The sequence below is a fragment of the Micromonospora sp. WMMC241 genome (genome assembly GCF_027460165.1).
Taxonomy (GTDB): Bacteria; Actinomycetota; Actinomycetes; order Mycobacteriales; family Micromonosporaceae; genus Micromonospora; species Micromonospora humi.
On sequence record NZ_JAPZBF010000001.1, the window covers coordinates 3,485,396 to 3,505,609 of the forward strand.

17 protein-coding genes are annotated in these 20,214 nt (G+C 74.7%); 7 read left to right on the top strand and 10 right to left on the bottom strand.

The features are described from left to right. Positions 1-6: 6 nt before the first annotated feature. On the top strand, positions 7-981 hold the full coding sequence (locus O7598_RS16215) for a DUF3500 domain-containing protein (protein ID WP_269692174.1): 975 nt from the start codon (positions 7-9) through the stop codon (positions 979-981). Here O7598_RS16215 and O7598_RS16220 read toward each other — a convergent pair. The 7 genes from O7598_RS16220 to O7598_RS16250 all read right to left on the bottom strand — a co-directional run bounded on the left by O7598_RS16220 (position 959) and on the right by O7598_RS16250 (position 9,839). After that, positions 959-1,717 (bottom strand): methyltransferase domain-containing protein, encoded by a 759-nt coding sequence (locus O7598_RS16220; RefSeq protein ID WP_269692175.1) that lies wholly within the window; start codon positions 1,715-1,717, stop codon positions 959-961. The two genes, O7598_RS16215 and O7598_RS16220, sit on opposite strands and share 23 nt — an antisense overlap. Positions 1,718-2,084: 367 nt before the next feature. After that, positions 2,085-2,597, bottom strand: coding sequence for a DUF2231 domain-containing protein (locus O7598_RS16225; protein ID WP_269692176.1), 513 nt, complete (start codon positions 2,595-2,597; stop codon positions 2,085-2,087). Between the two features lie 76 nt (positions 2,598-2,673). After that, positions 2,674-3,390: a GAF and ANTAR domain-containing protein gene (locus O7598_RS16230; RefSeq protein ID WP_442929928.1), complete on the bottom strand. Its 717-nt coding sequence runs from the start codon at positions 3,388-3,390 to the stop codon at positions 2,674-2,676. A gap of 208 nt (positions 3,391-3,598) precedes the next feature. After that, positions 3,599-5,893, bottom strand: a complete 2,295-nt coding sequence (gene secA2, locus O7598_RS16235; RefSeq protein ID WP_269692177.1) for an accessory Sec system translocase SecA2 — start codon at positions 5,891-5,893, stop codon at positions 3,599-3,601. 53 nt (positions 5,894-5,946) lie between these two features. After that, on the bottom strand, positions 5,947-7,692 hold the full coding sequence (locus O7598_RS16240) for an ABC transporter ATP-binding protein (protein ID WP_269692178.1): 1,746 nt from the start codon (positions 7,690-7,692) through the stop codon (positions 5,947-5,949). A 52-nt stretch (positions 7,693-7,744) separates the two neighbouring features. Further along, positions 7,745-8,833 (bottom strand): zinc-binding dehydrogenase, encoded by a 1,089-nt coding sequence (locus tag O7598_RS16245; RefSeq protein WP_269692179.1) that lies wholly within the window; start codon positions 8,831-8,833, stop codon positions 7,745-7,747. Continuing rightward, on the bottom strand, positions 8,826-9,839 hold the full coding sequence (locus O7598_RS16250; RefSeq protein WP_269692180.1) for a Gfo/Idh/MocA family protein: 1,014 nt from the start codon (positions 9,837-9,839) through the stop codon (positions 8,826-8,828). The genes O7598_RS16245 and O7598_RS16250 overlap by 8 nt, the downstream gene beginning before the upstream one ends. Before the next feature lie 244 nt (positions 9,840-10,083). Between O7598_RS16250 and O7598_RS16255 the strand changes: the two genes are divergently transcribed. The 5 genes from O7598_RS16255 (at position 10,084) to ctaD (ending at position 15,854) form a co-directional block, all read left to right on the top strand. Further along, positions 10,084-11,064, top strand: coding sequence for a glucosyl-3-phosphoglycerate synthase (locus O7598_RS16255; protein WP_269694886.1), 981 nt, complete (start codon positions 10,084-10,086; stop codon positions 11,062-11,064). A 28-nt stretch (positions 11,065-11,092) separates the two neighbouring features. Beyond that, positions 11,093-12,247, top strand: a complete 1,155-nt coding sequence (locus O7598_RS16260; protein WP_269692181.1) for a glycosyltransferase — start codon at positions 11,093-11,095, stop codon at positions 12,245-12,247. Between the two features lie 214 nt (positions 12,248-12,461). Then, positions 12,462-12,914: a DUF4383 domain-containing protein gene (locus O7598_RS16265; protein ID WP_269694887.1), complete on the top strand. Its 453-nt coding sequence runs from the start codon at positions 12,462-12,464 to the stop codon at positions 12,912-12,914. 116 nt (positions 12,915-13,030) lie between these two features. After that, a complete protein-coding gene (locus tag O7598_RS16270) occupies positions 13,031-13,762 on the top strand; it encodes an ATP-binding protein (protein ID WP_091058352.1) in 732 nt (243 codons plus the stop codon). A gap of 88 nt (positions 13,763-13,850) precedes the next feature. After that, positions 13,851-15,854, top strand: coding sequence for an aa3-type cytochrome oxidase subunit I (gene ctaD, locus O7598_RS16275; protein WP_269692182.1), 2,004 nt, complete (start codon positions 13,851-13,853; stop codon positions 15,852-15,854). Positions 15,855-15,961: 107 nt separating this feature from the next. Here ctaD and O7598_RS16280 read toward each other — a convergent pair whose 3' ends face one another. After that, entirely contained in the window at positions 15,962-17,095 is a 1,134-nt protein-coding gene (locus O7598_RS16280; RefSeq protein WP_091058361.1) for a SigB/SigF/SigG family RNA polymerase sigma factor, read from the bottom strand. A 227-nt stretch (positions 17,096-17,322) separates the two neighbouring features. Beyond that, positions 17,323-18,738, bottom strand: coding sequence for a hypothetical protein (locus O7598_RS16285; protein ID WP_269692183.1), 1,416 nt, complete (start codon positions 18,736-18,738; stop codon positions 17,323-17,325). A gap of 160 nt (positions 18,739-18,898) precedes the next feature. Between O7598_RS16285 and O7598_RS16290 the strand changes: the two genes are divergently transcribed. Next, positions 18,899-19,105, top strand: coding sequence for a CDGSH iron-sulfur domain-containing protein (locus O7598_RS16290; RefSeq protein ID WP_269692184.1), 207 nt, complete (start codon positions 18,899-18,901; stop codon positions 19,103-19,105). A gap of 62 nt (positions 19,106-19,167) precedes the next feature. Here O7598_RS16290 and O7598_RS16295 read toward each other — a convergent pair whose 3' ends face one another. Further along, positions 19,168-20,214 carry an iron-containing redox enzyme family protein gene (locus tag O7598_RS16295; protein WP_269692185.1) on the bottom strand — a complete coding sequence of 349 codons (1,047 nt, stop codon included), beginning with the start codon at positions 20,212-20,214 and terminating at the stop codon, positions 19,168-19,170.

The window sequence follows — 20,214 nt, forward strand, 5'->3', positions numbered from 1 at the left end:
GGGTCGGTGGAGGATCCCGTACCCGAGCAGATGCGCACGGCGGCCACCGCGCTGCTGGCGGCGCTCGACGACCCGGCCCGCCGACGCGCCCGGCACGACTTCGACGACGAGCCGGCCCGGCGGTGGCTGGAGTACCGACCCCGGCCCCGCCCCGGCGTCGCGCTCGCCGACCTCGACGTCACCGCCCGCAAGGCCGCGCACCGGCTGCTCGCCACCGCGCTGAGCCCGGCCGCCTACGCGCAGGCGATGGCCGTGGTGGCACTGGAGGAGGTGCTCGACCGGGCGGAGGGCTGGCGGCGCGGCCGGCACAGCGGCGACTACTGGGTGGCGGTCTTCGGCGACCCGGCGCGCGACGACCGCTGGGCGTGGCGGTTCGAGGGCCACCACCTGTCGGTGAGCATGACCGTCGCCGACGACCGGGTCTCCCCCGCCCCGATCTTCCTCGGCGCGAACCCGGCCACCGTCCGGCACGGCGGCCGGCCGGTCTCCCGGCCGCTGGGCCCGGAGGAGGACCTGGCCCGCGAGCTGCTGGACGCGCTCGGCCCGGGCGGGCGCTCCGCCGCGATCATCGCCGCGGAGGCGCCCGCCGACATCATCAGCGCCACCCGGGCCACCGCGCCCGGCCGGCTCGACCCGCTCGGCGTGGCGCGCGGTCGGCTCGGGCCGACCGGCCGCGCGCTTCTCGACCGCCTCGTCGCGCTCTACCTCGACCGGCTCCCGGCCGAGCTGGCCGCCCGGGAGGCTGACCGGCTCGACGGCGGCGAGCTGCACTTCGCCTGGGCCGGCCCGGTCGAGCCGGGCCGGCGGCACTACTACCGGGTGCAGGGCGACGACCTGCTGATCGAGTACGACAACACCACCGACGACGGCAACCACGCGCACACCGTGCTGCGCCGCCCGGCCGGCGACTTCGGCGCCGACGTGCTGGCCGCACACCACGCCGCCGCGCACCGCCCGGTCACCGGCGGCGCGCCTCGATGAGGAACCGCCGGGCGTGGGCCACGAACCGGCCCTCGGCCCGGATCCGCTCGTCCAACCGGCGCAGCGCGGCGCGGTGCCCGTCGACCGTGAAACCGGGCACGGTCCAGACGACCTTGCGCAGGAACCAGACCACCGCGCCGATGTCGTGGAAGACGGTACGCAGGGTGGCCGTCCGCAGGTCCACCACGGTCAGCCCGGCGGCCTCGGCGGCGGCGACCGCGCGCTCCGGGTGGCGGTGCTCCGGTGGCGGCAGCGGCCCGAGGATCGCCTCGCTGAGTTCCCGCACCGTGCCGGGCCCGATCTGCTGCGAGAGGTAGCTGCCGCCGGGGCGCAGCACCCGGGCCACCTCGTCCCACCAGGTGTCCACCGGGTGCCGGCTGACCACCAGGTCGAACGCGGCGTCGCGGAACGGCAGCGGCGGGCGCTCGCCGACGCGGACCACGTGCCCGCCGACCCCGCGCAGGTTGCGCCGGGCCACCGGCACGTTCGGCGGCCAGGCCTCGGTGGCGACCAGCAGCGGTGGCGGCGCGGGCACCTCGGCCAGCACCTCGCCGCCGCCGGTGTCGATGTCCAGGGCGGCGTCGACGGCCGCCAGCCGGGCCCCGACCAGACGCGCGTAGCCCCACGGCGGACGCTCCTCGGTGGCCCGCCCGGCCAGCCAGGAGAACCCCCATCCCTCAACCCGCGCGGCCTCGGCCTCGGCGACCAGTTCGTCGAATCCACGATCGGTGACCATCGGCCGAGCCTGCCGCCGGACGGCGGCGGCCGGCAACGCGATTTCCGTGTCCGGCCCGGCTGCGCGTTGCCGGCGGACGCCGGTGTGTGCGCGCCGGCCGGCGCGAGTCTGCGGGCCCGCTGGTCCGGGTATGCGGGCCGGGCAGGCGGGCGGGCGTGCCCGCCGTCGTGCCCGGGCGGCCCCCCGACCTCGGTGCCGTCTGGTCACCCAACGTAACGGCCCGGGGACAAGCGTCAACTCGACAGCGACATACCTCCTGGTCATAAATATGACCAGGAGGTATGTCGCGTCGACCTCACATGTCCTGACCGCCGCGACACGCCCGGCGCCCCCACCGGGACGCGGCGACCAGGATGCTCAGCGGTGGTCAGAAGGGGCGCGGACGGGCGATCTCGACGGTGGCGCCGTGCACGCCGTCGAAGGCGTCCAGCCCGGCCGGCTCGGCGGTGGCGGCACGACCCCGGTCGGACTGCTGCATCAGCCGCGCGCCCAGGGCCACGCCGACCGCGCCCACCGCCAGCGCGACAAGCTCGGTGGCGAGCTGGCCTCCGGTCGCGCCGCGCTGCGGCGCGTGCGCCCGGATCAGGCAGGTGAGCAGGAACATCGCCGCCATCACGGCATTGACCAGGTTGAACGTGACAGCGGTCCGGTTGGCCCGGCCGATCCGCACGTCCCACAGGTCGACCAGCCCGGCGACCGTCGCGAGCCCGGCCGCGACCAGCGCGGCGACCGCCGTCCAGTAGCCCACCTCACCGAGGAAGGCCGGGCCGCCGGCGACGTCGGCCAGGTCGAAGACGGCGGCGCTGACGAAGAGCCCGAACGGGAACGTCACCAGCATCGGTTGAATGGGGTGCCCCTGCACCCGAAGTCGGCTCTCCATCGCGTTCTCCCCACGTCGGCGCAGATCACCAGTCCAGGGTGCTACCCGACGCCCCGCGACGCGAAACGACTGTCGGTCAGTTGTCCCGAGGCCGGGACACGGTGAGCACGAGCCGCTCGGCCACCTCGCGCAACGGAATGTCCAACGAGGCGGCGGCGCTGCGCAGCACGCCCAGGGCCTCCGGCGCCGGGCAACCCCGCTGCGTCATGATCACCCCGACCGCCTGACCCACCACGCCCTCGGCGAGCAGCGCGCTGTCGAGCTGGTCGGCGCGGGCGCTCGACCGCTCCCGGTCACGAACCGCGGCGAGCAGCAGCCCGGCGTGCTCGGCCAACAGCATCGCGGTGAGCTGGTGGCTCGGCGTGAGCGCCTCCGGCGACTGCGCATAGAGGTTGATCGCGCCGATGACCTGCTCGTCCACGTCCACCGGCGCGGAGATCACCCCGTGCACGCCCAGCGCACGGGCACGCGCGCTCCACACCGGCCAGCGGGTCTCGTCCGCCAACCCGCCCGCGATGATCATCTCGCGGCGGCGGATGGCCGTCAGGGCCGGCGTGTCCGGGCCGTGCCGCAGGTCGTCCAGCTCGGCCCGCTGCGGGTCGGACGCGGCCACCCCGGCCGGCTCACCGGCGCGCAGCGCGGTGAACCCGCAGCAGTCGACGCCGGGCACCGCATCGCGGGCGATGCGGACCAGGCGGTCCAGCGCCTCGTCGAAGTCGGCCACGGCGATCAGGCCGGCGGTCAGCTCGCGCAGCAGCGCGGCCGTCTCCAGCACGCCCAGGTCGTCGGTCATCGGCTGGCAGGCGTCGAGGTTCACCGCGACGAGGCCTCCACCGCCCCCGCGTCCGTCCACGCGGTGTCCCCGTCCGGCGCCGTTGCCTGTCCCATGTCCGTCCTCTCTCTGGCCGAGCCTCGGCCTACTACCCGGCCGGACCGGCGTCGAAACCGCGCAAAAGGGGCCCCTCCGGCCGTACCGGCCGGAGGGGCCGCCGCGACGCGGGTCAGCGGGACCCGGAGATCAGCCGCCGGCCCACCGACGCGATCAGCCGGTCCAGCTCCGAGCCGAACGGGTTGTCGTGCACGAGGTAGGTCCAGGTGGCCGTCGGCCGCACCAGCTTCGACGCGTCCGGCTCCCAGCCCTCGTCGAACTCCGTCTCCTCGAACGTGGCGATGGTCCGCGTCTCGATCTCGGGCATCAGCGCGTTGAACGCCGGCACCGCGCTGCGGTGGAACTCGTCCAACGGGTCGAGGCGCCCGAGGGCCCGCAGGTGCACGCCCTCGCGCACCTCGGACAGCTCGGCCAGGTGCTCGGCCCAGAGCCGGTCCAGGTGATAGAGAGCGATCTTGCGGGCCACGTCGGCGAGCAGGTCCTCGTCCATCTCGGTGGCCTTCTCCGGCACCCGCTCCATCAGCATGAGCGCGGCGATGTCCGTGGTCAGCAGCCGCTCCCGCCGCTCCGCCAGGGCCTTGCGCTGCTGCTCGATCACGTGGCTGTAGCGCCATGTGTTGCGGTGGATCTCGTGGTTGACGCCCTCGGCGACCCGCTGGGCGTGCTCCACCGCGTAGTCGACCTGCGCGTCGGTGACCAGGCCGTCGGCGTTCATCCGGGGCGAGGCCGGAACCGTGTCGCCGGCGTGCCGGACGACCAGGTCGTCCTCCAGGCTGACGAAGAAGACCGACCCGCCCGGGTCGCCCTGCCGACCGGCCCGGCCCCGCAGCTGGTCGTCGACCCGGCGGCTGTCGTGCCGGCCGCTGCCGATCACGTAGAGACCACCCAGCTCGGCCACCCGCTCCCGGTCGGACTGGTCACTGCCGCCGAGCCGGATGTCCACGCCCCGACCGGCCATCTGGGTGGAGACCGTCACCGCGCCGTACGCGCCGGCCTCGGCGATGATCCCCGCCTCCTCGTCGTCGTTCTTGGCGTTGAGCACCACGCTCGGCACCCCGGCGGCGCCCAGCGCGGCGGCCAGCGCCTCGGACTCCTTGACGTCGAGCGTGCCCACCAGCACCGGACGCCCCGCCTCGTGGCAGCGGCTGATCTCGTCGACCAGCGCCTCCTCCTTCTCGGCGCGGGTCGCGTAGATGCGGTCCGGCTCGTCCTCCCGTACGCACGGGGTGTTCGGCGGGATCACCGCCACCTCGAGGCCGAAGAACTCGCGGAGCTGATCGCCGACGAGCACCGCGGTCGCGGTCATCCCGCAGACCGTCGGGTAGAGCGCGATGAAGGCCTGGACGGTGACGGTGCCCAGCACCTCGCCCTCGGCGGTGGCGTCCAGCCCCTCCTTCGCCTCGACCGCGGCCTGGAGCCCGTCCGGCCAGCGGCGGCGCTGGGCGACCCGGCCGCGCATCTCGTCGATCAGCTCGACCGAGTCGTCCCGGACGATGTAGTCGACGTCGCGGTGCAGCAGGGCGTGCGCGTGCAGCGCCACGTTCACCGCGGAGAGCTGCCCGACGTGCTCGGCGTCGTAGAGGTCGATGCCACCCAGCTTGGCCTCGACGGTGGCCAGGCCGACCGAGGTGAAGGCGACGCTGCGGCCGTCCTCGGCGACGGTGTAGTGCTTGCCCTTGCGCAGGCCACGCACCAGCGCGGCGGCGGCGTGCACCGGATCCTGCTCGCCCGGCACGGCGCCGGCGAGCACCATCGGCACCCGCGCCTCGTCGATGAGGATCGAGTCGGCCTCGTCCACGATCGCGGTCCGCAGCGGTGGCTGCACCCGGTCGGCCAGGTCGGTGGCGAGCTGGTCGCGCAGGTAGTCGAAGCCGGCCTCGCTGACCGCGACGTAGGTGACGTCGCAGCCGTACGCGGCGCGCCGCTCCTCCGGCGTGGAGGCCTCGTTGACCCACCCGACGGTGAGCCCGAGCAGGGTGTAGACCGGCTCCATCCACTCCGCGTCGCGGCGGGCCAGGTAGTCGTTGACGGTGAGCACGTGCACCGGGCCGTTGCCCAGCCGCACGTGCCCGTAGGCGGCGACGGTCGCGGTGAGCGTCTTGCCCTCACCGGTGGCCATCTCCGCGACCTTGCCGGAGAGCAGCGCCATGGCGCCGAGCAGCTGCACGTCGTAGGGGCGCTGGTCGAGCCCGCGACGGGCCGCCTCCCGCCCGACGGCGCAGATCTCCTCGTACTTCTCGGCCCGGCCGGCGGCCTCGGTCAGCTCGGCGTCGGAGAGCTGCTCCAGCTCGGCCTCCCGGGCCTCGATCGCCGGCAGCAGCTTCTCCAGCGGAGCCAGGTCGACCGTCGTCCCCGGGCGCTGGAGGAACCGGCGGAACCTGGTCTTCATCCGTTGCGACACACCCATGAGCCGCAACGGTACGCGAACCGCAGCCGATTGTGACCCCCGACCCGGGCGGATCAGGCCACCAGAAGTTGGTGCGTGGCCAGCTCGCGGTAGAGCGGGCTGGTGGTGGTCAACTCGTCGTGGGTGCCGACCGCCACCACCCGGCCGCCGTCGAGCACCACGATCTGGTCGGCGTCCACCACGGTGGAGAGGCGGTGCGCCACGATGACCAGGGTACGGCGCACCGCCACCGCGTCGATCGCCCGGCGCAACGCCGCCTCGTTGCGCGCGTCGAGGTTGCTGGTCGGCTCGTCGAGCAGCAGCACCGGCGGCCCGGCCAGCAGCGCCCGGGCGATGGCCAGCCGCTGCCGTTCCCCGCCGGAGAGCAGCACGCCGCCCTCCCCCACCTGCACGTCCAGCCCGTCGGCGGTCCGGTCGGCCAGGTGCCCCAGGTTGACCTCGTCGAGCACCGCGCGCAGCCGGTCGTCGGTGGCGTCGGGCGCGGTGATGAGCAGGTTGTCGCGCAGCGTGCCGGCGAGCACCGGCGCCTCCTGCTCGACGTAGCCGAGCCGGGCGCGCAGCGCGTCGCGGGGCAGCTCCCGCACGTCCACGCCGTCCAGGCGCACCGCGCCCTCGCCCACCTCGTAGAAGCGCTCGACCAGCGCCAGCAGCGTGGACTTGCCGGCGCCGGACGGACCGACCAGGGCGGTCCGGGTGCCGGCCGGCACGGTGAAGCTCACCTCGCGCAGCACCGGCGGGCCGCCCGGGTAGCCGAAGCCGACCCGGTCGAACTCGACCCGCGCCGGCACGCCGGCGGCGGGCGGGACCGCCACGGCGGGCCGGTCGTCGCCCCCCTCGTCCGGCACGGCGAGGATCTCCTCGATCCGGGCCAGCGCGCCCAGGCCGCTCTGCAACTGGGTGTACGCGTGCACCGCCTGGCCCAGCGGCAGCACCAGGAAGAACAGGAACATCACGAAGGCGACCAGGTCGCCGACGCTGATCGCGCCCGCCGCCACCCGGGCCCCGCCCACGGCCAGCACCAACAGGAACGCGCCCTGCACGGTGACCGTGCTGACCGGGCCCACCACCGCCTCGGCCCGGGCCACCCCCAACCCGGCCCGGTACGCCGCGGTCGCGCTCGCCACCACCGTGCCGGTCTCCCGGCCCTCGGCGCGGCTGGCCCGGATGGTCCGCGCCGCGGAGATCGCCCGCTCGACCGCCGAGGTCATCTCGCCGACGCGTTCCTGCGCACGCCGGGCCAGCCCGCGCACCCGGCGGGCGACGGTGACCGCGAAGACCACACCGACCGCGACCGCGGCCAGCGTCACCCCGAACAGCAGCGGGTCCAGCAGCAGCATCGCGGTGCCGGCGCCGAGGACCATCACCGCCCCGGTGACGGTCTCGAACAGACCGGACGTGACCACCGCCCGCAGCAGCGTGGTGTCGGCGCCCACCCGGGACAGCAGGTCACCGGTGCGCCGCCGGTCGTACTCCACGATCGGCAGCCGCAGCAGGTGCCCGGCCAGTCGCCGGCGGACACCCAGGACGAGCCCTTCGGCGGTGCGTTGCAGCAGAAAGTCGCGGAGCCCGCCGAGCAGCGCCCCGGCCACCACCAGGGCGACCAGCGCGACCACCAGCGTGGCGGCCGGGCGGTCGGCGGTGATCCGGTCCAGCACGGTGCGGGTGAGCAGCGGCTGGGCGAGCGCGGCGGCGGACCCGGTGAGCGACAGCGCGCCCACCGCGAGCAGGGTGCCGCGGTGGGCGCGCAGGTAGGGCAGCAGAGCGGCGAGCCCTGGCGTCGGGCCGGCTTCGGCGGTCATGACCGAACCGTATCCGGGCCCCGCACCGGGCCGGCCGGTCGCCGCGGCGGGGTCAGCCGGTCAGGACCACCTGAAGCTCCGAGCGGCGGCGCTCCGCCAGGTCGGTGAGCAGGGTCGGCGCCTCGTCCAGCGGCGCCACCGCGGAGACCAGGTGCTTGCGGATCTGGTCGCCGTACTGGCGCAGCAGCTCCACCGTCTCGGCGGAGAGCCGCTCCCGGTCCCAGGTCGGGGCGAGCCCGCGCGGCACCCGCCCGATCTGCGCGCAGCGCAGCGACAGCCCGTTGTGGTGGAACTCCTCGCCGAGCCGGACCGCGTCCGCGCCGCCCTGGTAGAAGGCCAGGTCGATCGCGGTGCCCTGCGGTCGCAGCAGGCGCAGCGCGAGCTGCAACGCCCAGTCCTGGCCCCGGCACTGGAAGACCACGTCCGCGCCCCGGTCGCCGGCGGCGTGGTTCCAGCGGGTCTTGAGCACCACGGCCGGGTCGTCCGCCTCCGGGTCGAGCGTCTCCAGGCCGAGCGACTCGGCCACCTGGCGGCGGGCCGGGGTCGGGTCCACCACGACCACCGAGGCGGCGCCGTGCCGGCGGGCGAACAGGGCGGTGAGCAGCGCGACCACGCCGCTGCCGACCACCGCCACCCGCCGTCCCCGGACGCCGTCGCCGAGAGTACGCACGTCGGTGCCGCACAGGTCCGCCGCGGCGTGCAGCAGCCCGTTGGCGCAGATCGGACCCATGTGCGCGACGTAGACGCCGAGCAGCGGATCGAGGTCGTCGGGCAGCGGCACGAACCGCTCGGCGACCGGATCGGCGACCCAGCCGCTGCGGTGCCCGTACGTCATCGCGCCGACCGTGCCCACCGCGATCGCCGAGGTGCGGCTCTCCACCACCCGGCCGACCTGCATGTAGCCGAGGCGCTCGACCGGGTACGGCGTGCTCGCCGAACCCGGCCGGAACAGCCCGAGGCCGGCGTCCCAGGTGACGTGCAGGTAGGGGTTGGTGCCCTTGACGAAGCTCAGCTCGGTGCCGGCGGAGACCCCGCTGTAGAGCGTCTCCACCCGGAACATGCCGTCGCGCAGCTCGGCCGCGTCCCGTTCGACCAGCTCGACCCGGCCGGGTCCGCTGACCACCACCACCCGGTCACGCATCGACTGTCACCCCCGCGTCCGCCACCGCGGCGGTCAGCCGGGCCGCCGGGCCGGTCGGCAGCGCCACCGGCCGGCCGGTCCGCGCCGACTCGGCCACCGCGAGCGCGAGCCGCTGGGTGCGCAGCGCCTCGGCGTACGGGACCCGGACGTCGTCGCCGACGCCGCGCACCGCGTCGACGAAGGCCCGGTCGACAGCGACCCGGGCGGCGTCCGGGTCGGCGGGCAGGTGCCGCTCGCCGTCGGCGTCGCGGATCGTCAGGCCGTCCTCGGCCAGCGACAGCGCCAGCCCGTCGGCGAGGATCTCCAGGCCGGCACGGTGCTTCCAGGTGAGCACGCAGGCCGCGGCGAGCGTGCCGACCGCCCCGGAGGCGAACCGCAGCGTGGCGGCGGTCACCGAGTCGATGTCGGCGCCCTCGACCGGCGGCGGAGAGCCGTCGCCGTACGCGGTCACCTCGGTGACCTCGCCGACCAGCAGCCGGACCAGGTCGAGCACGTGCGCGGCCTGCTCCACCACCGGGCCGCCGGAGCGGTCCCGCCGCGCCCACCAGGCCACCGGCGGCACCTTGTCCAGCCAGGCGCCGTTGACCATCCGCACCGGCCGGTCGGCGAGCAGCCGCCGCGCCTCCTCCACCACGTGCAGGTAGCGCCAGTGGTGCCCGACGCCGGTGCGCAGCCCGGCCCGCTCCACCAGGCCGGCGACCCGCTCCGCCGTCTCCAGGTCGACCGCCACCGGCTTCTCCACGAACATCGGCACGCCGGCGGCGATCACCGCCTCCTCGGCCGGGCCGTGCGCGAACGGCGGCACGCACACGTACACCGCGTCCGGGCCGGCGGCGAGCAGCTCGGCCACGTCCGGGAAGACCCGCCCGCCGTACGTGCCGGCGAGCGCCTCCGCCGCCTCGGGCGCCACGTCCGTCACGCCGAGCAGTTCCACGTCCTCGAAGCCCGTGAGCACGCGGGCGTGGCGTTGCGCCACCCCGCCGGCCCCGACCAGTCCCACCCGCATCCGACCGCCCTCTCACCGTGACTGACAAGCTGCGCCAAGCACTCCCCCGGCCGGCTCCGCGGCAAACCGGCGGGGCCCGCAACGTGACGTTCATCCGCCGGGAACCGACCGGTACGCACCTAGTGATCAAGTAGTTGAGCATTATCCGGTTAGCGCGGGCTCGCCACTGGGAAACAAGAGTCCGCGATTCCGCCACTAATGGGGGGTGCCCGTGCGGGAATCAGATTCGACCGTCTCACCGGTGGTGGAGGCGTGGGCCACGTACCGCACCAGCACGGCCGACGACTGGCCGGCGGGGCGGCTGCTGCGTGCCAAGGGAGCCAGCCGGGTCAGCGTGGTGCTGCCGGCCCGGAACGAGGAGGCCACGGTCGGCGCGATCGTGTCGACCATCCGCGAGCACCTGATGGACCGGGTGCCGCTGGTCGACGAGCTGATCGTGGTGGACTCGCGGTCCACCGACCGGACCGCGCAGGTGGCGCGCGCGGCCGGCGCCGAGGTGGTGGGGCAGGACGCGATGACGCGTGGGCTGCCACAGCTGGCCGGCAAGGGCGACGCGCTCTGGGCCGGGCTGGCCGCCGCCGAGGGGGACGTGGTGGCGTTCATCGACGCCGACCTGCGCGAGTTCCGGCCGCACTTCGTCACCGGCCTGCTCGGGCCGCTGCTCACCGACCCGGGGGTGGAGTTCGTCAAGGGCTTCTACCACCGCCCGCTGGTCGGCGCCACGAGCGTGGAGCCCGACGGCGGCGGGCGGGTGACGGAGCTGATGGCCCGGCCGCTGCTCAACCTGTTCTGGCCGGAGCTGGCCGGCTTCGTGCAGCCGCTGGCCGGCGAGTACGCCGGCCGCCGGGAGGTGCTGGAGCGGGTGCCGTTCGTCACCGGGTACGGCGTCGAGACGGCGATGCTCATCGACCTGCTGGACCTGGTCGGGCTGGACGCGCTGGCCCAGGTCGACCTGGGCGAGCGCAAGCACCGGCACCAGGACACCGCCGCGCTGGGCCGGATGTCGGCGCAGATCATGCTGACCGCCTGGTCCCGGCTGCAACGGCGGGGCTGGGCCGCGCCGGGGACGGTGCCGACGCCGCTGCTGACCCAGTTCCGCCGCGGCGGCTCGGAGGCGCTGCCCAATCTGGACCGGGAGATCGTGGTCAACGACGTCTCGGTCGAGGAACGGCCGCCCCTGGCCGAGCTGCGCCACCGCGTCCCCCGCCGGCGGGTTCCCGCGTGACGACGACAAGTGAGAGAGAGGGCGGCGCATGACGCTCACCGTGCTGATGAACGCGGGTCCGTGGCTGTCCGTGCCGCCGCCGGGCTACGGCGGGATCGAGAACGTGATCGCGACGCTGGTGCCGGAGCTGCGCCGGCTCGGCGTACGGGTGGTGCTGGCCTCGGTGGAGACCAGCACGCTGCCGGTCGACGAGCGGATCGCGGTCTACCCGGACGGGCAGTTCCACGCGTTGCAGCGGCCGTACAACCAGGTCTGCGGCGTGTCGCAGGCGCACCTGGCCGGCGTGGTGCGGGAGCTGCACCGCCGGGACGACATCGACCTGGTGCACGACCACGTGGAGGCGGTCGGCCTGGCCACCCTGGCCGCGATGGGGCCGGACGCGCCGCCGGTGCTGCACACGCTGCACTGGGACCTGGCCAAGCACCCGGAGCTGTACGGCAACCTGGACGGCGGCGACCGGGTCCGGGTCAACGGGGTGTCCGCCTCGCAGCTGGCCCGGGCGCCGCGCGCGCTCCGGGACCACTCGGTCGGCCACGTGCACCTGTCCACCCCGCTCGCGGTCGACGCGGACCGCCGCCCGGCGGTGGCGAAGGGCGAGCACGTGGTGATCCTCGGCCGGATCAACCCGGGCAAGGGGCAGGACCTGGGCGCCCGGCTGGCCCGGGAGGTCGGCTTCCCGCTGGTGCTGGCCGGCCCGGTCGGCCCGTACCACCGGCCGGAGGACCTGGCCGCGGCCGGCGACGAGGCCCGGCAGAACCCGGACGTGCGGTTCTTCCACGACCACGTCGCCCCGTACGTCGACGGTGACCTGGTGCGCTGGGTGGGCACGGTGGCCGGGCAGGAGCGCGACGACCTGGTCGCCTCGGCGCGCGCCTCGCTGTTCCCGCTGCGCTGGGAGGAGCCGGGCGGCACCGCGGTGGTGGAGTCGCTGTCGCTCGGCACGCCGGTGGTCGCGACCGCCCGGGGCTGCCTGCCGGAGCTGATCGAGCACGGCCGCACCGGCCTGCTCACCACCGACGAGGAGGAGCTGGGCGAGCTGGTGCTCGCCGCCGGCACGCTGGCGGAGGACGAGTGCCGGCGGGTGGCGGCCGAACGGTTCACCCCGGCCCGGATGGCGCAGCGCTACGTCGAGCTGTACGACCGGGTCCGCCAGGGCGCCGCGAAGCCGTTGCAGCTCGCCTGAGTTCGGCAGCACGTCCACCGGCCCGGCCGCTCCGCGCGGTCGGGCCGGCGCTCGTCCGGGCCCGGCCGTCGCCCTGGCCCGTCCGGATCGACTCGACCGCTCGTTCGGCAGCCACTCGGCCCGCCGGCACGGCGCGCTGCCGCTCCGCTCGCCGGTTTGCGGCAGGCGGCCCGGGGAAACCGGCGGCGGCGAGGAGGTCGGCGTGACGAACTCGATGGCGCACTCCCGGGCGCGGCGCAACCCGGCCGACGGCCGCGCGCCGGTACGCCGGGTCGCCTCGGCGTTCGCCGTGCTCCTGCTGCTGCTCGGCGTGCTGGGCTTCGTGCCCGGCATCACCAGTTCGTACGCCGACCTGCGGTTCGCCGGGCCCGGATCCGGCGCCCGGCTGCTCGGGCTGTTCCAGGTCTCGGCGCTGCACAACCTCGTCCACCTGGTCCTCGGCGCGGTCGGGCTGACGCTCGCCCGCACCGTCGCCGGCGCCCGCGCGTTCCTGCTCGGCGGCGGCGCGGTCTACCTGGTCCTCTGGCTCCACGGCCTGGCCGTCGACCGGCGCAGCGACGCGAACGTGCTGGCGGTCAACCCGGCCGGCACCTGGCTGCACCTGCTGCTGGGCGCCGCCATGCTGGCCCTCGGACTCTTCGCCGGCCGCCGCGAACGCCGCCGCTGACCTGCGGGCACGCCTCGCCGCGCGGCGGCGACGTGACGTGCCGGGCGCCCGGTTTCGGGCCTCCGGGGTCCGGGTACGTCGGTAGTCCTCCCGACGAGTTGGAAACGAGGGGCCCGATGTCGACCCGGATCAGGTGCGAGGTCCGCGACGAGTCCCCGGTCACTGTCGTACGGCTGGCCGGTGCGCTCGACCTGGGAACCACGCGCGCGGTGCACGAGGTGCTGGACCGGTGCCTTTCCGCGCAGCCGGACGCGCTCGTGGTCGACCTGGAGGACGTCCACGTCGTCGAGCCGCTGGCGCTCTCCGTCTTCGCCGCGGCCTGCCGGCGGGCCGACGACTGGCCGGCGGTGCCGCTGGTGCTCTCCGCGCCGCCGCGGGAGGCGGCGGCCTGGCTGAACGAGACCACCGCCTGCCGGGTGGTGCCGGTGCGCCAGGACTGCGCCGAGGCCACCGCGCTGGCCGGCGCCGAGGCCGCGCCGCGGCTGCGGGCCCGGTTGGAGCCGGTGGCGGGGGCCTGCCGCCGGGCCCGGGAGCTGGTCACCGAGGCGTGCGGCAGGTGGAACGTGCCGGAGCTGGTCGGCCCGGCCTCGCTGGTGCTCAGCGAGCTGGTCGGCAACGTGGTCCGGCACGCCGGCACGCCCATGCAGGTCACGCTGACGCTGCGCCGGCCGTACCTGCGGGTGGCCGTGATGGACGGCAGCCCGGCCGACGCGCGCGCCGCGACCGGCCGCGACCTGCGGTCCGAGGGGGGCCGCGGGCTGATGCTGGTGCGCGAGCTGACCCAGCGGTGGGGCAGCACGCCGGTCGGCGCCGGCAAGGTCGTCTGGGCCATGCTCCCGGCGAACTGACCGAATTCTCCGCTCTCGCCTGGTTTTATGGGCAGAGGGGACGGGTACGCGCGCCCGTCCTGTCTGTCGTCACACGGGGTGAGATGCCATGCCCAAGCGAGTAGTCACGGATCCGGCACACGACCGGGGGCCGGCGATCCTCGCACCGGCCCGGTTCGGCGGTTTTCCGGGCCCGGTCCGGGAGCAGGTGCACGGCAACTCGCTGTGGCGCCTGCTGCGGAGCACCGACGCGAAGCTGATCGGCCTGCTCTATCTGGGCACGTCGTTCGCGTACTTCATCATCGGCGGGTTCATGGCGATGCTCATCCGGGCGGAGCTGGCGCGGCCCGGGATGCAGCTGCTCTCGCCGGAGCAGTACAACCAGATGTTCACCATGCACGGCACGATCATGCTGCTGCTGTTCGCGACGCCGATGGTGTTCGGGTTCGGCAACTACCTGGTGCCGTTGCAGATCGGCGCGCCGGACGTGGCTTTCCCCCGGCTGAACGCGTTCGCCTACTGGCTGTACTTCTTCGGCGCCGCGATCACCGTGGGCGGCTTCTTCACGCCGCAGGGCTCGGCGGACTTCGGCTGGACCGCGTACACGCCGTTGAGCACCGCGCAGCACTCCCCCGGCGTGGGCGCCAACATGTGGGTGGTCGGGCTGGTCATCTCCGGCCTGGGCACCATCCTCGGCGCGGTCAACATGATCACCACGATCCTGACCCTGCGCGCGCCCGGCATGACGCTGTTCCGGATGCCGATCTTCACCTGGAACCTGCTGCTCACCAGCCTCCTGGTGATCTTCGTGTTCCCGCTGCTGGCCGCCGCGTTGCTCGCGCTCGCCTCGGACCGGATCCTGCACTCGCACGTCTACGACCCGACCACCGGCGGGCCGATGCTCTGGCAGCACCTGTTCTGGTTCTTCGGCCATCCCGAGGTCTACATCATCGCGCTGCCGTTCTTCGGCATCATCACCGAGATCATCCCGGTCTTCTCCCGCAAACCGATCTTCGGCTACACCGGGCTGGTGCTGGCCACGCTCGCCATCACGGTGCTCTCGATGGCGGTCTGGGCGCACCACATGTTCGCCACCGGGCAGGTGCTGCTGCCGTTCTTCAGCATCCTCAGCTATCTGATCGCGGTGCCGACCGGGGTGAAGTTCTTCAACTGGATCGGCACCATGTGGAAGGGGCAGCTGACGTTCGAGACGCCGATGCTGTTCGCCGTCGGCTTCCTGGTCACGTTCCTGCTCGGCGGCCTGACCGGCGTGCTGCTGGCCAGCCCGCCGGTGGACTTCCACGTCACCGACTCGTACTTCGTGGTGGCGCACTTCCACTACGTGCTCTTCGGCACCATCGTGTTCGCCGCGTTCGGCGGGATCTACTTCTGGTTCCCGAAGATGACCGGCCGGCTGCTCGACGAGCGGCTGGGCAAGATGCACTTCTGGACCATGTTCATCGGCTTCCACGCCACGTTCCTGGTGCAGCACTGGCTCGGCGCCGAGGGCATGCCCCGCCGGTACGCCGACTACCTGCCCAGCGACGGCTTCACCGGGCTGAACGAGATCTCCAGCATCGGGTCGTTCGTGCTCGGCGCGTCCACGCTCTTCTTCATCTACAACATCTGGAAGTCCTGGCGGTACGGCGCGATGGTCACCGTGGACGACCCGTGGGGCTTCGGCAACTCGCTGGAGTGGGCCACCACCTGCCCGCCGCCGCTGCGCAACTTCGACCGGATGCCCCGGATCCGCTCCGAGCGCCCGGCGTTCGACGCCAAGTACGGTCCGCTCGTCTCCGACCTCGGCCGCGACCTGCCGCAGCGCAGCACGAAGCCACCGCAGCACTTCGCCGAGGAGCTGCGCCACGAGAGGCGGACGCCCGAGTCCCCGGCCGCCGAGGGCGCGCACGGCGCCCGCGAGGCGGTGGAGTACCAGCCCGCGCCCCAGTCCGGCGCGCGGCCGGTCGACGTGCCGGAGCCGGAGGGAGTGATCCGGCCCAGCTTCGAGGAGACCGACGAGCCCGAGCAGAACATCCTGGGCGCCCAGCGGAGCGATCCCCCGGACGACCGGTGGCGCCACCCGCGCGGGCACGGCGACTCCCGGGACAACTAGCAAGGCGGGGCCCCCTGTTAACGCTTTCGGTACAGGAGGGGGCCCCGCTTGACACCCACGCCGCCCGCCGCACGTCGTGCGGTGGGCGGCGCGCGGTGTGCGGGCGGTCAGTCGGCGGCGGGCAGGCCGGCCGCGGTGAGCGAGCGGCGTACCGCCGGCTGCACCCGGGTCAGCCGCAGCGGCACCCCGGTCCGGGCGGCGGCGTCGCGACCGGCCATCAGCGCGGCGATCCCCCCGGCGTCGAAGCCGCCCGCGCCCACCAGGTCGACCACCACCTCGCGGGGCTGCCCGGTGACCGCCTCCAGCACGGCCCGGCGCAACTGGTCCGCGCCGGCCCGGTCGACCTCGCCGCCAACCTCCACGACCACCCGGTCACCGTTCTGCCGCACCGAGATGCGGGCCTTGGCCGGCTCGGTCTCGGCGGCCCCGTTCTGCCACGGCGGTGGCGCCTCGGCGAGCATCGCCTGGCGCAGCCAGGTCAGCGCGCGCGACAGCAGCCGGGACACGTGCATCTGCGAGATGCCGAACCGGGCGGCGATCTCCGCCTGGGTCTGGTTGCCGTAGAAGCGCATGGCCAGGATCCGCCGCTCCCGCCAGGGCAGCCGGTGCAGCAGGCCGCTGACCGTGACCCGGTCGTCGACCGACTCCAGCGCGTTGTCGGACTCGCCCACCAGGTCGCCGAACTCGGCCGAACTCTCCCCACCCACCGGCGCGTTGAGGGACGCCGGGCTGTAGCCGGCGGCCGACTCCAGCGCGGCGAGGATCTCCTCCTCCGGCGTCTCCAACCGCTCGGCCAGCTCGGCCACCGACGGGGCTCGGGACAGCTCGCTGGTCAGCGTCGCCGTCGCCTGCCCCACCTCGAGGATCAGGTCGCGCAGCCGGCGCGGCACGTGCACGCCCCAGGTACGGTCCCGGAAGTGCCGTTTGATCTCGCCGACGATGGTGATCGCCGCGTACGCGGTGAACGACCCCCGCTCCGGGTCGTACCTGTCGACGGCGTTGACCAGGCCCAGGCGGGCCACCTGCTCCAGATCCTCCAGCGGCTCCCCGCGGCCCCGGTAGCGGCGGGCCAGCCGGCCGGCGAACGGCAACGCGAAGCGGACCAGATCGTCGCGCGCCTCCTGCCGCCGCTCGGGTGGCAGCCCCTCGATCCGGGCCGCGTACGCGAGCGCCGCCGCGTCGAGGTCCTCCAGGCCACGATCGGTGGTCGGTGGTGTGGGTGTGGCGGTCTGTCCGAACATCCGCGCCTCCCTCGCCGAAGGGTCCCCCGCCCGGTCGGAAACCGGTCGTGCGCGTGGTCGGGCCACGCACCGGGTGAGGAAGTTGGGTTACGTGACGGATTACGTCCAAGGCGGTGGCTGCCCGCCGCACGGGCGTCGTGGGCCGTTCCGCGGCGAGCGGTCTTCCCGCTCCGTAGGTACTCAATCACGGACCGCAGGATCGCGAGGATGTTTCGCCAGGTTGCCGGTCAGCAGACCAGCAGGCCCTGGTGGGCGCCGGCGTCCCGGAGCGCGGCGAGGGCCTCGGCCATCGCCAGCGGCGGCGGCGCGGGCAGGTCACAGGGCTGGTTGCGCAACACCTCCGTGGCACGTCGGGTCGGTACCGAGGTGACCGGGTAGCCACGTGCCGCACCCCGGTCCAGGGCCCGCCGCCGGCGTCCGAACCCGGCCACCGCCAGCCACTGGGGCAGCCCGGCGAGCGCGGGCGAGCGCAGCCCGGGCGGTTCCGGCAGCACGTCCACCGAGCTGAAGGGCTCACTGCCGGCGAGCCACCACTCGGCGCCCTCCACCCGGCGGCGGGTGGCGTTCTCGCACCAGTAGGGCACCAGGCCGGCGCGCAGCACCTGCCCCGGGTCGAGCAGCCGGCCGCACTCCACCACCAACCGGTCCCCGGTCTTGCCGGCCCGCCGCAGCCAGCGCCGGTACAGGTCGGCGGTGGCCGCGCTCAACGCGTCCGGCTGCGGCACGACCACCCGGTGCAACGGGTGCCGGTGCCGGTCGCCCCACTCCCGCGCGCCGTGCTCGAAACCGGACTCGACGCCGTGTTCGGCGAACGCCGCCGACACCGTGACCTCGGGGGCGCGCCAGCGCGTCTCGTCGCCACCGGCCGCGCGCAGCACGTGCCGCAGCGTCCGGGCGTCCGGGTGGAAGTCGACCGGGTCGAGGCCGCTGCCCGGGCTACCGGCCTGGAAGCTGTGCCCGTCACCGGTGTCGCGGACCGGCCACGTGCGCGCGTCGTGCAACAGCAGCACCGGCGCCGCCGGCTCCAGCCGGTCGGCCAGGAAGCTCGCGTACGCCCCGGGCAGCGTCCGCCAGCGGACGGTGAGCGTCACCGTGGCGCCCGCCGGTACGCCCCGGCTGGCCGGGCAGTGCACCTGCCGCACGTGCACCCGCGGGTTGCCGGCGAGCAGCCGAGCGGCCAGCGCCGCGCCGTGGTCGAGCGCGGCGTCCGGCCGGTCCACCGCGCCCCGGCCCCACTGGGCGCTCAGTTCGAAGCCGGCGGGCAGCCAGGGCACGCCGAGCGCCACCGCGAGGTGGGCCGCCGACCCGTGTGGCGAACCGAGCACCGCCCCCGGCCACCGCCGCTCCGGGTACTGGTCGACGAACCAGCCGGCCACCCGTTCGGCGTCGACGCGGGCGACCTGGGCGGCGGTGAGCGCGGCCCGCCCGGCGGCGCGGCTCGCGGCGGCGCGACGCACCGGCTCCGGCGTCCCGGTGAGCCGGGCCAGTGGACCCGGGTGGCCCAGGTCGCCGCAGTCGTCGCCGCGCAGCGCCCGGGCCGTCGCCGCGACCAGGGTACGGGCGGCGCTGGCCGTCGCCACCACCCGCGCACCGGGCAGCCCGGCGTCCTCCGCCGCCCTCCGCGTGACTCGTTCGCTCACCACGCGGCCCGGCTTCCCGTCCCGCTTGGGTCTAAACGGGGCATCTCCCCACGGCGCGGACCAACGCCCGGTCGGGTGCCGTCGCGCCGCCGAACCGCCGTCGCGGGCGCAACGGCACGGCGGTGCGGGTTTGGGCCGGGGCGGGACGGGCACTGCACGGCGCATGCCCGACGACGAGAGCACCCCGGCGGCGACCATCACCCCGTACCGGGACGGACCGCTGCTGGTGCGCGGCGACTTCGCGCTGGTCACACCGGAGGGCGAGCCGATCGAGCGGCGCCGGGGCACGGTGGCGTTGTGCCGCTGCGGCAAGAGCGCCATCAAGCCGTTCTGCGACGGCACCCACAAGGTCGCCAACTTCCGGAGTTGAGGAGGGGCCCCTTCTTAACGCTTCCGGTATAGCAGGGGGCCCCGCCTAACACCGGGCGGCGCTCACGCGGCAGCGAGGGCGCGCTGCGGCGCGCGCAGCGAGGACTCGCCGGCGGACCAGGCGGACAGCACGTGACCGGCGAAGAGGCGGTCCAGCGCCAGCCCGGCGGCGGCCCCGAACAGCACGTCCCCGGCGAGCGCCGGCTCCGCCCGGACCAGCCCGCCGCACATGTCGTACGCGGCGATCTGCTCGTGCACCGCGTCCGCCTCGACGTGCTCGTCGTAGAACCGGGTGGCGACCGCGTCGAACCCCAACCGGCGCAACCCGTTGCCGTAGCGGCGGTTCGGCAGCGACGAGGTCATCTCGTACGCGGCCAGGTGCCCCAGCAACGCCCCACGCAGCCGCCGGTGCAGACCGAACAGCGACATCAGGTTGTTGATCGCCAGCGTCACCGCCGGCACCCGGTCCAGGTGGGCGGCGTACCCGGTGTCCAGGCCGAGCCGGTCCATCGTGGCGCGGAACAGCTCGGCGTGCATCAGGTCCAGCCGGCCGTTGCCGTACTCGTCCATCTGGATCTCCACCAGCGCCGCCTTCGCCGGCCCACCGAGGCGGGGCAGCGCCCAGCTGTGCGGGTCGGCCTCCCGCAGGTGGTAGATCGAGCGGTGGGTGACGAACTCGCGGAACTGCTCCAGGTCGGCCCGGCGTTGCAGGGTGCCGGCGAGCGGGGGGCCGTCGTCCGCGGCCACCAGGTCGGTCAGCGTCGCCGGGAGCGCGGCGGGCAGCACCGCCGGCAGCGGGCCGGCGAGCCCGCGCAGCGCCGCCTCGAACGGCCGCTCGGCCCGGGCGCGCAGCGCCAGCAGGGACTGCTCCCACTCCCACTCCTCGGCCACGTCCCGCCAACCCCGGTAGTGCAGCTCGTAGCAGAGGAAGAGGGTGAGCTGGAGATCCTCGTCGGTCAACGGCTCGGCCACCGTGGCGAACCCGTCGCCCAGCCCGGCCGGCAGCTCGCCGGGTGACCCGCGCAACGCGGTGAGCAGCGCGGCGGAGACCGGCCCACGCGCCGCCGGCAGCGGGGCGGGGCCGTAACGACGATCGGTGCTGGTGGACAA